The sequence below is a fragment of the Pelagimonas sp. genome (genome assembly GCF_058892305.1).
Map to the genome: position 1 here is coordinate 1 of NZ_JBZXVN010000049.1, position 14393 is coordinate 14393.

17 protein-coding genes are annotated in these 14393 nt (G+C 55.4%); 8 read left to right on the top strand and 9 right to left on the bottom strand.

What is annotated here, in order from left to right; genetic code table 11:
- The first annotated feature begins 191 nt into the window (after window positions 1–191).
- The 3 genes from AC5EFR_RS19470 to AC5EFR_RS19480 all read left to right on the top strand — a co-directional run bounded on the left by AC5EFR_RS19470 (window position 192) and on the right by AC5EFR_RS19480 (window position 3075).
- Window positions 192–1217 (top strand): LacI family DNA-binding transcriptional regulator, encoded by a 1026-nt coding sequence (locus AC5EFR_RS19470; RefSeq protein ID WP_493577403.1) that lies wholly within the window; start codon window positions 192–194, stop codon window positions 1215–1217.
- On the top strand, window positions 1217–2416 hold the full coding sequence (locus AC5EFR_RS19475) for a winged helix-turn-helix domain-containing protein (RefSeq protein WP_493577415.1): 1200 nt from the start codon (window positions 1217–1219) through the stop codon (window positions 2414–2416). The genes AC5EFR_RS19470 and AC5EFR_RS19475 overlap by 1 nt, the downstream gene beginning before the upstream one ends.
- Window positions 2417–2859: 443 nt before the next feature.
- Window positions 2860–3075, top strand: a complete 216-nt coding sequence (locus AC5EFR_RS19480; protein WP_493577404.1) for a DUF1127 domain-containing protein — start codon at window positions 2860–2862, stop codon at window positions 3073–3075.
- A gap of 126 nt (window positions 3076–3201) precedes the next feature.
- Here the strand turns inward: AC5EFR_RS19480 and rpsD are convergent, their stop codons facing one another.
- Entirely contained in the window at window positions 3202–3822 is a 621-nt protein-coding gene (rpsD, locus tag AC5EFR_RS19485; RefSeq protein ID WP_493577405.1) for a 30S ribosomal protein S4, read from the bottom strand.
- Window positions 3823–4056: 234 nt separating this feature from the next.
- On the opposite strand from rpsD, the gene AC5EFR_RS19490 reads away from it, so the two are divergent.
- From AC5EFR_RS19490 to phbB, 3 genes are all read left to right on the top strand, one after another.
- Window positions 4057–4884: an EAL domain-containing protein gene (locus AC5EFR_RS19490; RefSeq protein ID WP_493577406.1), complete on the top strand. Its 828-nt coding sequence runs from the start codon at window positions 4057–4059 to the stop codon at window positions 4882–4884.
- A gap of 146 nt (window positions 4885–5030) precedes the next feature.
- Window positions 5031–6206, top strand: a complete 1176-nt coding sequence (locus AC5EFR_RS19495) for an acetyl-CoA C-acetyltransferase (RefSeq protein ID WP_493577407.1) — start codon at window positions 5031–5033, stop codon at window positions 6204–6206.
- 153 nt (window positions 6207–6359) lie between these two features.
- Entirely contained in the window at window positions 6360–7082 is a 723-nt protein-coding gene (gene phbB, locus AC5EFR_RS19500; protein ID WP_299935895.1) for an acetoacetyl-CoA reductase, read from the top strand.
- Window positions 7083–7165: 83 nt separating this feature from the next.
- Here the strand turns inward: phbB and AC5EFR_RS19505 are convergent, their stop codons facing one another.
- Window positions 7166–7321: a hypothetical protein gene (locus AC5EFR_RS19505; RefSeq protein WP_299926178.1), complete on the bottom strand. Its 156-nt coding sequence runs from the start codon at window positions 7319–7321 to the stop codon at window positions 7166–7168.
- 110 nt (window positions 7322–7431) lie between these two features.
- On the opposite strand from AC5EFR_RS19505, the gene gcvA reads away from it, so the two are divergent.
- On the top strand, window positions 7432–8373 hold the full coding sequence (gene gcvA / locus AC5EFR_RS19510) for a transcriptional regulator GcvA (protein ID WP_493577408.1): 942 nt from the start codon (window positions 7432–7434) through the stop codon (window positions 8371–8373).
- Window positions 8374–8399: 26 nt separating this feature from the next.
- Here gcvA and AC5EFR_RS19515 read toward each other — a convergent pair whose 3' ends face one another.
- The 3 genes from AC5EFR_RS19515 to AC5EFR_RS19525 all read right to left on the bottom strand — a co-directional run bounded on the left by AC5EFR_RS19515 (window position 8400) and on the right by AC5EFR_RS19525 (window position 9669).
- Window positions 8400–8573, bottom strand: coding sequence for a YdcH family protein (locus AC5EFR_RS19515; protein ID WP_299926172.1), 174 nt, complete (start codon window positions 8571–8573; stop codon window positions 8400–8402).
- 117 nt (window positions 8574–8690) lie between these two features.
- Complete coding sequence (locus AC5EFR_RS19520) at window positions 8691–9464, bottom strand: tRNA1(Val) (adenine(37)-N6)-methyltransferase (protein ID WP_493577409.1); 774 nt, start codon at window positions 9462–9464, stop codon at window positions 8691–8693.
- Window positions 9454–9669, bottom strand: a complete 216-nt coding sequence (locus AC5EFR_RS19525) for a putative signal transducing protein (protein WP_493577410.1) — start codon at window positions 9667–9669, stop codon at window positions 9454–9456. Before AC5EFR_RS19525 ends, AC5EFR_RS19520 begins: the two co-directional genes overlap by 11 nt.
- 54 nt (window positions 9670–9723) lie before the next feature.
- Between AC5EFR_RS19525 and AC5EFR_RS19530 the strand changes: the two genes are divergently transcribed.
- Window positions 9724–10722 (top strand): polyprenyl synthetase family protein, encoded by a 999-nt coding sequence (locus AC5EFR_RS19530; RefSeq protein ID WP_493577411.1) that lies wholly within the window; start codon window positions 9724–9726, stop codon window positions 10720–10722.
- A 3-nt stretch (window positions 10723–10725) separates the two neighbouring features.
- On the opposite strand, the gene AC5EFR_RS19535 is transcribed toward AC5EFR_RS19530, so the two are convergent.
- The 4 genes from AC5EFR_RS19535 to AC5EFR_RS19550 form a co-directional block, all read right to left on the bottom strand.
- Window positions 10726–11532, bottom strand: a complete 807-nt coding sequence (locus tag AC5EFR_RS19535; protein WP_493577412.1) for a 4-(cytidine 5'-diphospho)-2-C-methyl-D-erythritol kinase — start codon at window positions 11530–11532, stop codon at window positions 10726–10728.
- Window positions 11522–13201, bottom strand: a complete 1680-nt coding sequence (locus tag AC5EFR_RS19540; RefSeq protein WP_493577416.1) for a tetratricopeptide repeat protein — start codon at window positions 13199–13201, stop codon at window positions 11522–11524. Before AC5EFR_RS19540 ends, AC5EFR_RS19535 begins: the two co-directional genes overlap by 11 nt.
- A gap of 153 nt (window positions 13202–13354) precedes the next feature.
- A complete protein-coding gene (locus AC5EFR_RS19545) occupies window positions 13355–13642 on the bottom strand; it encodes a PilZ domain-containing protein (protein ID WP_493577413.1) in 288 nt (95 codons plus the stop codon).
- Between the two features lie 62 nt (window positions 13643–13704).
- Window positions 13705–14393: 4Fe-4S dicluster domain-containing protein (locus AC5EFR_RS19550; protein ID WP_493577414.1), on the bottom strand; the 689-nt coding region annotated here is incomplete at its 5' end.

Sequence of the window (14393 nt, forward strand, 5' to 3'; positions counted from 1 at the left end):
CCCGGCAGGATTCGAACCTGCAACCTGCCCCTTAGGAGGGGGCTGCTCTATCCAGTTGAGCCACGGGACCACTCTCCGTTTTCTTAGCGTGGTCATTCCGGCTTGTCATCCCGCCTCCGCGTCACATTGGCCATCTTGTGTCACGACGCGCGTTTGCGGTAACGTTTTCCCAAACCAAAAGGATTTCGCCCGTGACCAATGATGCCAATCGCCCGTTGACCCTTCGTGATGTTTCAGAAGCGTCGGGGGTTTCTGAAATGACGGTCAGCCGGGTGTTGCGCAATCGCGGCGATGTCAGTCAAGCTACCCGCGAAAAGGTTCTAGAGGCCGCAAAGACGCTTGGCTATGTGCCGAACAAAATCGCCGGTGCCCTTGCCAGTCAGCGGGTCAATCTGGTGGCGGTGATCATCCCGAGCTTGCGCAACATGGTTTTCCCCGAAGTCATGTCCGGGATTTCGAGTGTTTTGGAAGAAACCGAACTTCAACCTGTTGTTGGCGTCACCGATTATATGCCCGAAAAAGAAGAACGGGTTTTGTATGAAATGCTGTCTTGGCGCCCCTCCGGTGTCATCATCGCCGGGCTTGAACACACCGACGCCTCGCGCGCGATGCTTAAGGCAAGCGGCATTCCGGTTGTCGAAATCATGGACACAGACGGCACCGCTATTGATAGCGCGGTCGGCATTTCACACCGCCGTGCCGGACGTGAAATGGCCAAAGCGATTGTGAAACAGGGTTACGAACGCATTGGTTTCATGGGTACCAAAATGCCGCTGGACCACCGCGCGCGCAAACGGTTCGAAGGCTTTACCGAGGCCCTTGCCAAAGAGGGCGTCGAGGTTGTCGATCAAGAGTTCTATTCGGGCGGCTCCGCCTTGGCCAAAGGCCGCGAGATGACCGAAGCCATGCTCAAGCGCGACCCCGAAATAGATTTTCTGTATTATTCCAATGATATGATCGCTGCGGGCGGTATGCTCCATATGTTGGACAACGGCATCGACATTCCCGGTCAAATTGGTCTCGCGGGCTTTAATGGTGTTGAATTGCTTCAGGGCCTTCCACGACAGCTTGCTACAATGGACGCCTGCCGCACCGAGGTCGGCACACGCGCCGCTCAGATTATTGCGTCCCGCGTAGAAAACCCCGACGCCGATATCGACAAGATTATCGAACTCACGCCAACCATTGCCTATGGCGACACGCTCAAGCGCCGGTGATCACGCTTTCCAATTCTGATGCGCGGCGTTTGTTCTTGGACAAACATGCACTCGGTGAGGCCCCGACCGGCCCCGGCAAGGGAGCCGATCTTCTCGATCTGATCACCCGGCTGGGGTTTATTCAGGTCGATAGCGTTCGCACCATCGAGCGTGCTCATCATATGATCCTGTTTTCCCGGCGTCCGGGCTATCGGCCCAAAAACCTTGACACCCTTCTGGAAAAGGACCGGAGCCTTTTTGAGCATTGGACCCATGACGCCTCGGTGATCCCGACCGAGTTCTACCCCTTCTGGCATCTTCGCTTTACCAGAAATGACGCCCTACTCCGCAAGCGATGGAGCGTGTGGCGTCGCGGCGGGTTTGAGGAAAAAATTCAGGGTGTTTTGGATCAAATCGCCGCCCAAGGCGGATGTGGATCAGGCGATGTCGGAGATGGCGAGGCCCGCGGATCTGGGGGATGGTGGGATTGGCACCCGTCTAAAACGGCCTTGGAGTTTCTCTGGCAAACAGGGCAGTTGGCAGTGTCGCGTCGCGAGCAATTTCGCAAGATCTTCGATCTGAGCGCTCGGGTCATTCCCAACGAGCACCGAGACAACCACCCCAACGAAAACGACAGCGTTGATTGGCTGTGTACCGCTGCTCTTGACCGGCTTGGGTTTGCAACAAGCGGCGAAATTGCCGCGTTTTGGGCAACGATCTCTGCCGCAGAAGCGCGCAACTGGTGTCGTGACGCCTTGGCCACAGGTGAGATCATAGAGGTTCAGGTGACCCAAAATGATGGCAGTCTGCGCAAGCATTTTGCCCGGCCCGACATCCTCTCCCAAGTTCAAGATGCGCCCAACCCACCAAGCCGTCTGCGCATTCTTAGTCCGTTTGACCCGGCTCTGCGGGATCGAAAACGTGCCGAACGCTTGTTTGGCTTTCACTATCGAATCGAAATTTTCACACCAGCCGCCAAGCGCCAATATGGCTATTATGTTTTCCCGATTCTGGAAAGCGATAGGCTGATCGGTCGGATTGATGCCTCCGTTGACCGTCGTCTTGATGCCCTGCGTGTCACGGCGCTTTGGCCTGAGCGCTCGGTTTCATGGGGCCGCGGCCGGCATCAAAAACTTGAAGCTGAGTTGAGCAGGATGGCAAAATTTGCGGGCACGTCAACGTTTCTCTTTGAGGATAATTGGCTCAGAGAAGCCAAGTAATCACGGCTGACGCGCGAGGTTTTTAGAATCGCTACGACCGGCTTTCTCAGTCCGGCGCACATGTCTCATGCCCTTCACCCAAGAACTTGCACAGAAAACAGGCATCGCAGCGATCGTATTGTCGTATTTTGGCGCAAAATTTGTGTTTTGGCGCTCATGGGCGTCAGAAAATTGCGAAATCGTAGGTTTCCGCGCTATAGTGGTACTGTGAGTGTGACCGCAGCCCAAGCGACAATATTTAGCTTCGGAATGGACTTTTCATCTGGTTAATGAGTCATTTTGACAAGGGGCGGCTTTCGAGCCGCCCTTTTTCATGCGCCTTGCCGCAGGTTCCAGCCATGCATTTCAGTGGCAGCGGGTATGTCTTTGTGCCTCTAGCGCTCCGCTGCAGCGCAGCATAACCTTCATACAAGTCATACGCTAACAGTTTCGAGGTGAAGATCATGGCATATGTGTCAACCCCACTCCCGGCCAAGCGCAATCCGTTTGCAGGTTTCTTAAACGGGTTTTATTCGACTCTGGTTCGCATCGCCGAATCCAACACCCGCTTTGCCGAGGTGGAAAAGCTGCAACGTCTTACTGACGAAGAACTCTCTGCAAAAGGTATTCGCCGCGAAGACATCGTGCGCCACGTATACCGCGATGTTCTTTACATCTGAATTAGCCACATTCTAAGCTTTATAAAACGCGCCTGATGGGCGCGTTTTTTTTGTGTAGTTTGAACTGCCCAAACGAAAAAGGCCGCCCCGAATAGGGCGGCCTTTCTAATTCTGTGCGACTTACGCTTAGTTCTGAGCGTAATATTCGATAACCAGGTTTGGTTCCATAACAACAGGGTAAGGCACATCGGCCAGACCAGGCGAACGAACGAATGTTGCTGTCATTTTGGAGTGGTCGGCTTCGATGTAGTCAGGAACGTCACGCTCAGAAAGCTGAGTCGCTTCGATCAGTGCAACCATCTGGCGCGATTTTTCGCGGACTTCAACAACGTCACCTTCTTTCACGCGGTACGAAGGAATGTTCACGCGCTTGCCGTTCACCAGAACGTGGCCGTGGTTCACAAACTGACGCGCAGCGAACACGGTGGCAACGAATTTGGCGCGGTAAACAACAGCGTCCAGACGACGTTCGAGCAGACCGATCAGGTTTTCACCGGTGTCGCCCTTAACACGCTCTGCTTCGCCATAGATGCGGCGGAATTGCTTTTCGGTCAGATCGCCGTAGTAGCCTTTTAGCTTCTGCTTGGCGCGAAGCTGAAGACCGAAGTCGGACATTTTGCCTTTGCGGCGCTGACCGTGCTGGCCCGGGCCATAGTCACGACGGTTTACTGGGGACTTTGGGCGGCCCCAGATGTTTTCGCCCATGCGACGGTCGATTTTGTACTTGGCAGATGTGCGTTTTGTCACAGCTGATATCCTTCAGTTAGGTTTTGAAGGGCGTTGTCCTCTTCCCGGATTTGGCCGGAATGACAGGGATCCTCTTGCGAGGGCCACCAACACCAATGAAGGCGCGCTTATACGGCAGACTGGGTGGGAGTCAACAGCAATCGAAATTCCGTACAATTCGAACCAAACGCGAACTTTAAGCATCGCTTAAACCCTTGGCGTCACAAATGTGTCAGGTTCGATACGGAGGCGGAATTGGCACGCGACCACACGAACATCCCCGGCGGGGCGCGCAATGCGCTCGAACACGCCTTAAACACACGGGATGCAGGCATAATGGATATGGTCAAGCGGGCGATCAAACATCGCCAAGTGATGCTTGCCTTCCAGCCTGTAGTCCACTCTCAAGCTATGGATCGAGTCGCTTTTCACGAGGGGCTTATCCGCGTTCTTGATGAAACTGGCCGCGTCATACCGGCCGGTGAATTCATCAACACCGTCGAAGAAACGGAATACGGTCGGTTACTTGACTGCATTGCCTTGGAAAAAGGTATAGCAGAGCTAAGCCGCGTTCCCGATCTGCGCTTGTCGATTAACATGTCTGCACGCTCTATCGGCTACAAGAAATGGATGCGCACATTGAACAAGGGCCTGTCTCAGGACCCAACGGTTGCGGAACGCCTGATTCTTGAAATCACCGAACATTCGGCGATGCTTGTTCCGGAATTGGTCGTGAACTTCATGACCGAATTGCGCGGCAAAGGGATTTCTTTTGCCATCGACGACTTTGGTTCGGGCTACACAGCGCTACGCCATTTCAAGGAATTCGACTTCGACATCCTTAAAATTGACGGCGAGTTTGCAGTTGGCATTGCACAGGATGCTGACAACCAAGTATTGGTCGCGGCGATGGTCTCAATTGCTGAGCAATTTGATATGTTTACGGTCGCGGAATATGTTGAAAACCTAGCCGATGCACAATGTCTAGTCGACCTTGGCGTCACCTGTTTGCAAGGTTTCTATTTCGCCGCGCCAACGGTTAGCCCCCCTTGGCGGGACACAGAAAATAAGCGCACAGCATGACCCAAGGGCAAGCCTGAGACACACTGTCTCTTTTGCTGCACTGCGGCTTGATCTATTCCTCTCACCTGACAGGCGAGCAAAGTTCGGTTTTGCACAACGCAAAATCGCGCTATGCATGCTTGGTACGCTTGGCCGGAGGAATTCATATGACCAATGTCGTTATCGCATCTGCAGCACGGACAGCCGTGGGCAGCTTCAGCGGTTCTTTTGCAAACACCCCTGCACATGATCTTGGCTCTGCCGTGCTCGAAGCACTGGTAGAACGCGCAGGCATCGAAAAAGGTGAAGTATCCGAGACCATTCTTGGTCAGGTTCTGACCGCAGCCCAGGGTCAAAACCCTGCACGTCAGGCGCATATTAATGCCGGCCTGCCACAAGAAAGCGCCGCTTGGGGTATCAACCAAGTTTGCGGATCGGGCCTACGCGCCGTTGCACTTGGTGCCCAGCACATCATGCTTGGTGATGCTTCCATCGTCTGCGCCGGTGGCCAAGAAAACATGTCGCTCTCGACTCACGCTGCACATCTGCGCGCCGGGACGAAAATGGGCGACATGAAATACATCGACACAATGATTCGCGATGGTCTTTGGGATGCCTTCAATGGCTACCATATGGGCCAGACTGCCGAAAACGTTGCTGCCAAGTGGGACATCTCCCGCGACATGCAGGACGAATTCGCCGTTGCGTCGCAAAATAAGGCCGAAGCCGCTCAAAATGCCGGTAAATTTGACGACGAAGTGATCCCCTTCACCGTCAAAAACCGCAAGGGCGACATCATTGTCGACAAAGACGAATACATTCGTCACGGCGCGACAATGGCAGCCATGCAAAAACTGCGTCCGGCCTTTATCAAAGATGGCACAGTCACCGCGGCCAACGCATCGGGCCTCAACGACGGTGCCGCCGGTGCCCTGTTGATGAGCGCGGACGAAGCTGAAAAGCGCGGCATCGAGCCTTTGGCCCGCATCGCGTCTTACGCCACTGCTGGTCTTGACCCATCGATCATGGGTGTTGGTCCGATCTATGCGTCGCGCAAAGCTTTGGACAAAGCGGGCTGGTCGGTTGGCGATCTCGACCTTGTCGAAGCCAACGAAGCCTTTGCCGCTCAGGCCTGTGCCGTGAACAAAGACATGGGCTGGGATCCGGCCATCGTGAACGTCAACGGCGGCGCAATTGCTATCGGTCACCCAATCGGTGCCTCGGGTTGCCGCGTTCTCAACACCCTGCTCTTCGAAATGAAGCGTCGTGATGCCAAAAAAGGCCTCGCAACTCTTTGCATCGGCGGCGGCATGGGTGTCGCACTGTGTGTGGAGCGCCCATAAGTTTCGGGTCATCCGACATATGAGGCGCCTTCGGGCGCCTCTTTTTTTATAAATCGCCGCATTGCGGCAAAAAGGTTGCGCAATATTGTTGCGCGCGACGGGGAAATTCAATAACAACCTTACCCAATGGGTAGTCACATTTTGGAGAAGACAATGGCAAGAGTTGCACTCGTCACCGGCGGAAGCCGCGGTATCGGTGAAGCGATTTCAAAAAAACTGCAGGCCGACGGATACACCGTTGCCGCGACATATGCCGGTAATGACGAAAAGGCCGCAGCCTTTACCGCAGCCACCGGCATCAAAACCTACAAGTGGAACGTTGCCGATTATGACGCGTCCAAAGCTGGTCTTGCTCAGGTTGAAGCTGATCTCGGTCCTATCGACGTGGTCGTTGCGAACGCGGGCATCACCCGTGACGCGCCGTTCCACAAGATGACACCGGAACAGTGGAGCGAAGTGATCGACACCAACCTGACCGGTGTTTTCAACACCGTTCACCCGATCTGGCCCGGTATGCGCGAGCGTAAGTTCGGCCGTATCATCGTGATCAGCTCGATCAACGGTCAAAAAGGTCAGTTCGCTCAGGTGAACTATGCCGCGACCAAAGCCGGCGATCTCGGTATCGTTAAGTCCCTGGCCCAAGAAGGCGCGCGCGCTGGCATCACCGCCAACGCCATCTGCCCCGGCTATATCGCAACCGAAATGGTGATGGCGGTTCCGGAAAAAGTCCGCGAATCGATCATCGGCCAGATTCCAGCCGGTCGTTTGGGTGAGCCAGAAGAAATCGCACGCTGCGTTGCCTTCCTGGCCTCCGACGATGCGGGCTTTATCAATGGCTCGACCATCTCCGCCAACGGTGCTCAGTTCTTCGTCTAACGACGAGACAAAGTTCAAAACAAAAACGCCCCCGGAGCCTTGCGGTTCGGGGGCGTTTCTTTTGGTCCGGTTTGGACCGGAGCTTAACCGGCGGGCGTGGCCTGCGGTTTCTGGCTCAGGGAAAACTTAGGGAACAGCGAAAACAAACCTGTCCAAATCGCGGCAAAAGCAGCGCTGCGTTCAGCATGGGCCACTTTGATGGCACGTTCCATTTCGCGGTTATGAGCAATCTCAATCATAGTGACCTCCTAGGTTTGGGTTAGCATCTCTTGACTACTACGAACCTAACGCCCACTGTCGAAGGCGACAAACGAGACTATTTCCGCTCTCACTTAAGAAAAACTAATCTATGCCAGATCGTCTCCCGCCGCTGACCGCCCTTCGTGCCTTTGAGGCTGCCGCCCGTCACATGTCGTTTGCCAAGGCGGCCGAAGAGTTGCACGTCACCCCTGCCGCCCTGTCTTTTCAGATCAAAAATCTTGAGGAACATCTGGGGCAGCCGGTTTTCCACCGCCTCACCCGCGCTGTTGAGCTAACAGAGGCGGGTCGCGCTTTGGCCCCGGGCACGAGCGAGGCGTTCAATCGCTTGGAATCAGCTTGGAGCGCCACGCGCCGCCTTCAAGACACCCGCGCGTTGTCTGTGACGGCGGGTCCGGCCTTTACCGCCAAAATCCTTGCTCCGCGTCTATATGATTTTGCCCGCGCGCATCCCGAGATCGAACTGCGCTTTGCCGCAAGCCTGCGCACCATGGATTTCGACCGCGATGAAATTGATGTCGCGGTGCGCTATGGCGATGGGCCGGACACCGGCCTGTATAGCCGAACCCTGCTCAACGACGCGGTTATGCCAATGATGCGTCCCGATCTTGCCGAACGCTACACGTCGCCCAAATGCCTGATCAACGCGCCTTTGATTTATGGCGACCCTCTGCCCTTGCTTCACGCCAATGCCAATTGGCGGCATTGGTTTCACGCCAATGGAATAGATCACGACCCAACCTTGGCAGCGCAGTTTTCGCAACCGGACCATGCTTTGGATGCCACGCTGGCCGGGGATGGTGTTGTGCTTGGGCGATCGGCTTTGGCGTCGCGGTATTTGGCAAGTGGCCAACTTGTTGCTCCCTTTAAGGTTGTACTACGGGTGCCAACTCGGTTCCGGTTTTTGTGTGTCGACGGAAACGAAAAAAGGCCGCAAATTGCGGCCTTTGAAGAGTGGCTGTTCTCCGAGATTGGGAAACTGCCAGATGGGACTATTGGAAAGACACAAGTCCCGATCGAGGACCTGCTGTAACCAGCAGGTCATGAGGTGAAAAGTGCTTAGGCGACTGGGTCGCTGAGCCGTTCGATCTCTTCTTTGATCTTCAGCTTCTGCCTTTTCATGTCCACGATTTGCAGGTCATCAACCCCTGGAGCGCGCTGCGCTTCTTCAACGGCATCGGAAAGCGACTGATGTTTCTTCTTCAGTTCCTGCAGGTGTGAACTCAAGCTCATAGTTTCCTCCTTTTGATGGGTAACATTTGCAGTCCAGCACAATCAGAAGCGGTTGTCACGCCGCACCTGCACAGTAATGCCTCAGATTTATGACAATCAGCAGAGATTTGCCCGAAATCAGCCGGAAAACGGCAAAGATGCCCCGGTGCTCAGCACCTTTTCAAAGCGCGATGTATAGCTCTTGCCTTGCTCCACATGCACCGGCCCGACATGCATGATTTGCGGCGGGTGGAATTTAAAATCCGCCCGACCGTCCTTGCGCCCACGTAACAAAATCAATCGCGGTGGCCGTCCGACGCGCGGCAAAAGCGGCAAAAGCTCCAACGACCCGACTCGTTTCTGCATGGCACTCATCAACTCAGGAAGCCGCTCGGCTCGCTGAATGAAGGTCACATATCCGCGAGGTCGAAGACGTTTTGTCGCGGTCTCGACCCAGGTTTCCAATGCCGTCTGCCCGGCAAGTGCAATTTCGCGCCCGCCATCCCACGCGCTTATCCGTTTCTCTTGTTTGAAATAGGGGGGATTCGCGATGACGTGGTGAAAGTTCATCGCCTTCATCTCCGCCGGTGGAGACGACACATCGCCTTGCCAGATCGTACCTTTCTGACCGTTTTGATGAAGGTTGTGTTGGCCCAACTCGGCGTAGCCCGGCTGCAATTCTAAACCGTATAAATACAGCCCCGGAATGCGCACACCCAGACAACACAGGGCCGGAGCCGCCCCACAGCCCAGTTCAAGCACGGTTTGACCCGCTCCGGCCTCAACCGTCGCGGCCAACAACACCGGATCGACCCCTGCGCGATATCCGCCCCGAGGTTGGCGCAACTGCACCTTGCCACCCAAAAAATCGTCTTGGGTCAACTCGTCCGTTTCAAAGGTCTCAACCTTCAAAATTCACTCCGTTTTCGCGCAGAACCCGACGCGCCGCGTCAAGCTCATCTGTTCGCACCATAAGGCGGCGCGGCAGAATGCCTATGCTACCTTCCAAGATGCTCATGTTTACGTCCAATTCAAAGCTGTCTATACCCTTCTCGTCCAGAAGTGTTTTCGCCAGCGGGATCAGCGTGATGTCGGTGGTTCGTAAAAGCTCTTCCATGACAGGGATGTAAGGACAAGGCGCGGCAAATGTCGACCCTTGCACGGGAGTGTGATGAGCGTGGAACAAACACCGCTAAAGCCGCATGAGCGTCTGGCAGCATTGCTTGACGACGATATGGTCGCTGTAAATGCGTTGATCCGGACCCGCATGGCGTCGGAACATGCGCCACGGATCCCCGAGGTAACGGCCCATCTGGTCGAAGCTGGGGGCAAGCGTTTGCGTCCGTTGTTGACGCTCGCCGCTGCGCGGATGTGTGGGTACGACGGCCCCTATCATGTGCATCTGGCCGCCACTGTTGAATTTATCCATACCGCGACTCTGCTTCACGATGACGTTGTCGACGAAAGTGACAAGCGCCGTGGCCGCCCCACCGCCAATCTCTTGTGGGACAACAAATCGAGCGTTCTTGTCGGCGACTATCTCTTTGCCCGGTCGTTCCAGTTGATGACCGAAACCGGCAACCTTGATGTGTTGCGCATTCTGTCAAATGCTGCGGCCACCATTGCTGAGGGCGAAGTGCTTCAGCTCACAGCGGCGCAAGACCTTGGCACCACCGAAGCAACCTATCTTCAGGTTGTGCGCGGCAAAACCGCCGCTCTCTTCTCGGCGGCAACCGAAGTTGGCGGTGTGATCGCAGGACGCCCGGCCGACGAGGTTAAAGCGCTCTATGACTATGGCGACGCCCTCGGCATTGCTTTCCAGATCGTTGATGACCTTCTGGATTATTGGGGCTCGGATGCCACCGGTAAGAACGTCGGTGATGATTTCCGCGAACGCAAGCTGACCCTGCCGCTGATCAAGGCTGTTGCCAAAGGCAATGACGAAGAGCGCGCATTCTGGAAGCGGGTCATCGAAAAGGGGGATCAACGCGACGGCGACCTAGAGCACGCGATTGCCCTTTTGAACAAGCACAACGCCCTCGAAGACACGCGCCAAGAGGCACTCGCTTGGACCGCCCGTGCCAAACAGGCGATGGGTGTTTTGCCGCAAAGCGAGTTGCGTGACCTGCTTATCGAACTCAACGACTTTGTCGTGTCGCGGGTAAGCTAAGAATTAGCTGAGCGTCACGTCGCGCACCCACCAATCTGGGTGCGCCTTTGCCAATTGGCGCGCCATGGCCTCTGCGTGACTACGGTTGTCAAACACGCCAAAACAGGTCGCGCCAGAGCCCGACATGCGCACCAAGCGCACTCCTTCCAACTGCGATAGCGCTTGCAAGACTTCATGGATGACGGGAGCCGCAGCAATAGCCGGCCCTTCAAGATCATTGCGCTGTTCGGTCAACCAACCTCTTGTGCCCGTTTTTGGGGGGACAGACATCATAGGATTGGTTTTGCACGCCAGCCCTTTGAACACGACAGGTGTCGGGACTTCGACCCTTGGGTTCACCAAAACTGCACATATTGGCTCGAAATCGAGGGGAGTCAGCACCTCGCCGACACCCTGCATTCGAACCGCTTTGCCGACCTGACACACCGGCACATCGGCCCCAAGCGACACCGGGTCACCGACACAAGGCCGGTCGAACAACAACGTCATTGCGTTCAAAACAGCCGCCGCATCCGACGATCCACCGCCGATACCCGCCGCATGAGGCAAGTTCTTGGTCAAATGAATCGACACGGATTCGCCAAAGAGCTCGGCCGCTTTCCAGCACAGGTTGCGGTGGTCGGTCGGAACGCCCTTGGCAAAGGGCCCCGACACCGTCATTTCCATTTCATCTGACGGCGCGACGGTTAGAAAATCACCAAAATCTGCAAACACCACCAACGAATCGAGCAAGTGATAGCCGTCGTCCCGTTGTCCCGTCACATGCAGCGTTAGATTGATCTTGGCCGGAGCAAAGACCTCAATCGCCATTCGCAACCTTGAGCGGCTCTGCCCCTTCGTCCGAAAGAACCTGATCCAAACCAACTTCGAGCTTGCGACGGATGCGATCAACATCTGCCTCTTCGGCGGCCTCTTCCCAATCGGCAAAGCTTAGGGCGCGTTTCCACATAAACTCCGCCTCGCGGGTTCGGCCAACGGCCCAATATACATCACCCAAATGGTCATTCACAATCGGGTCAATCGGCATCAATTCCGCCGCGCGCTCCATATGGGGTACGGATTCTTCATAGCGGCCGAGGCGATAGAGAACCCAACCTAGCGAATCGACAATGTAGCCAGCATTCGGTTGTTTCGAAACAGCGCGTTGGATCATGTCCAGCGCTTCATCCAGCTTCATTTCTTTCTCAACCAGCGAATAGCCCAAGTAATTCAACACCTGTGGCTGCTCCGGGTTTAGCTCCAACGCTTTGCGAAAATCGACCTCTGCGGCTTCCCAGTTGCCTTGGCGCTCATTCGCGATCCCACGGGTGTAAAACAAAAACCACTGACGGTTTGTGACTTCTTCATAGAGGTCAATCGCCTTGGTGTAAGACGCGCTGGCCTCAACAAATTTCTCTTCGGCGCGCAGCATGTCGCCGAGCGTTGAATGCACGATTGGCAAATCACCATGGCTTTCGGTCAGGCCCCGCAAAACGGCAATCGCCTCGTCGGGCTTGTTCTGGGCGTTCAAGGCCGCCGCCCGGCCTAGTTCGGCAGCATGATGCGAGCTATCGTCCTTGGGCACGCGGGCATAGGTTGTCACAGCCAGTTCATAGCGCTGCATCGAATCCAACACTTCGGCAGTCAACAGGATTGCATCCACATGATCGGGGCGCAGGAACTCCGCGATCTGAGTGTAGATCAAGGTCAACTCATCATTGTTTTCATTCGATAACGCGCCACCAAGCGAATAGAACACTTCGGCAATCCCATCGCGCGGCGATTTCACATGGGTGAAGGTCAATGTTTCACCGACCTCAAGCGCCGTACGCATCGCATCTAGCTCAGGGTCCAGGTCACGTCCAAAGGCGCGGCCAAGCAAGGCAATCGCATCATCGTTGCGCTCTAGCTGGCTCAGAATCTCGGCATGGGCCATAACACCGCGGCGCGTCAGCCCAAGGCCACCGGCGTTGTCGGTCGCAAACAGCGCCTCTGCGTTTTCAAAATCTCCGACCGAGGCCAGGGCAAGCGCCTTGTGATAAACGGCAAAGCCACCCAGACCTTGGATTTTCTTGACCTCTTCAAAGCCGACCAAAGCCGCGCTCATATCGCCTTGGCCCAGTTGCGCCCAAGCTTGAACAAGACCATCCGCAAGCGGGCCAAGAGCGCGTTTATCCGAAATCGCTTGTAAGATTGCACTATAGTTTTCAGCTTTGGCATCGCGGGCAACGGTGGCCATTTGGGCGATCTGACTTGTCAGGCCAAGGTCGGCCATATGTTGCGCCAGACCTGCGGCTGTTTCGACCTGACCGAGTGCCAAATTCGACAACACGCCACGTTCCAAAAGCTCGGGCCGGTCCGGGTCGAACATGATGGCGCGGCCGTAATAATGTGCGGCGGATTTGAAATCCCCCAAAAAGCTGGCCTGTCGGGCGGCAAGGTAATCACCCGAGATGCCATTGGCTCCGACACTTACCGGAAGGCACGCCCCCGCCATCATCACTGCTGCACGAATTGTGTTTGCCCAAAATGCCACTATGCGCCCCTTTGTTATAAGCACGGTTAACACGAAGCCTATGACGCTCGCCGCAGCAACGCAATCGCACAGCACTGACAAGACTGTCATTCCAGACCCCGCCAAGGGAAAATTTACTTATAGATCATGAAATCCACGAATTTGGCGCATGATCGAAAACTGTTGAGGCGTGAGTTTTTTGCGAAAGGCAACCGCACCACTTTCCAAGGAAACACGAATGATGCGGCCACTGATGACGTCACCCAGTACTTTGAACTTTACAACTTGTCCGGGGCGCGCGCCAACTTTCCCTTCAAATCGAAGGCCTGAGGCGCTCACATTAGTCACGCGCGCAAGAAAAGCCTCCTCGCGCGTGCGAAGTTCAAATGCCCATGAACTAGGCCAACGAGGGTCGCGTACCTTCATCTTCTAACCGCAATTATTCCCTTAGGAAGTATCGCAATCAAAGATGAAGGTCCGTTTAACGCTTACATATTGGGGTAGTTTGGCCCGTCGCCACCCTGAGGAACCGTCCAGGTGATGTTCTGGCTCGGGTCTTTGATGTCGCAGGTTTTGCAATGCACGCAGTTCTGGAAGTTGATGACAAATTTGGGGTCTTTGCCCTCTTCGCTCACAACTTCGTAGACACCCGCAGGGCAGTAGCGCTGCGCAGGTTCATCAAACTGACGCAAGTTGATGGAAATCGGCACGTTTTCGTCGGTCAATTTAAGGTGCGCCGGTTGACTTTCCTCGTGGTTGGTAAAGCTAAACGACACGTTGGTCAGGCGGTCAAAGCTGATTTTGCCATCCGGTTTCGGATAGTCGATCGGCTCATAAGCCGCCGCCGCGCCTGTGCTTTCGGCATCGTTTTTACCGTGACCTATGGTTCCAAATAGCGAAAAGCCCAAGGTATTGGTCCACATATCCAAACCACCCATCGCCAAAGACGCGGTCAGACCCCACTTGGACCACATCGGTTTGACATTGCGGACTTTTTTCAGGTCTTGACCAATCGCGCCGTCGCGAACTTCGGTCTCGTAGTCGTTCAACTCATCGCCCTGACGCTCCGCTTTGATCGCCGCCACGGCCGCTTCGGCCGCCGCTTTGCCAGACAACATCGCGTTATGGTTGCCCTTGATGCGCGGCACGTTGACCATGCCAACCGAACACCCCAGCA

What these genes read in the sequence shown, in the direction of transcription:
- AC5EFR_RS19480 (WP_493577404.1), top strand. Translation starts at nt 2,860, where the DNA reads ATGGCATATGTGTCAACCCCACTCCCGGCCAAGCGCAATCCGTTTGCA.
- AC5EFR_RS19495 (WP_493577407.1), top strand. Translation starts at nt 5,031, where the DNA reads ATGACCAATGTCGTTATCGCATCTGCAGCACGGACAGCCGTGGGCAGC.
- phbB (WP_299935895.1), top strand. Translation starts at nt 6,360, where the DNA reads ATGGCAAGAGTTGCACTCGTCACCGGCGGAAGCCGCGGTATCGGTGAA.
- AC5EFR_RS19505 (WP_299926178.1), bottom strand. Translation starts at nt 7,321, where the DNA reads ATGATTGAGATTGCTCATAACCGCGAAATGGAACGTGCCATCAAAGTG.
- gcvA (WP_493577408.1), top strand. Translation starts at nt 7,432, where the DNA reads ATGCCAGATCGTCTCCCGCCGCTGACCGCCCTTCGTGCCTTTGAGGCT.
- AC5EFR_RS19515 (WP_299926172.1), bottom strand. Translation starts at nt 8,573, where the DNA reads ATGAGCTTGAGTTCACACCTGCAGGAACTGAAGAAGAAACATCAGTCG.
- AC5EFR_RS19525 (WP_493577410.1), bottom strand. Translation starts at nt 9,669, where the DNA reads ATGGAAGAGCTTTTACGAACCACCGACATCACGCTGATCCCGCTGGCG.
- AC5EFR_RS19530 (WP_493577411.1), top strand. Translation starts at nt 9,724, where the DNA reads ATGAGCGTGGAACAAACACCGCTAAAGCCGCATGAGCGTCTGGCAGCA.
- AC5EFR_RS19535 (WP_493577412.1), bottom strand. Translation starts at nt 11,532, where the DNA reads ATGGCGATTGAGGTCTTTGCTCCGGCCAAGATCAATCTAACGCTGCAT.
- AC5EFR_RS19540 (WP_493577416.1), bottom strand. Translation starts at nt 13,201, where the DNA reads ATGATGGCGGGGGCGTGCCTTCCGGTAAGTGTCGGAGCCAATGGCATC.
- AC5EFR_RS19545 (WP_493577413.1), bottom strand. Translation starts at nt 13,642, where the DNA reads ATGAAGGTACGCGACCCTCGTTGGCCTAGTTCATGGGCATTTGAACTT.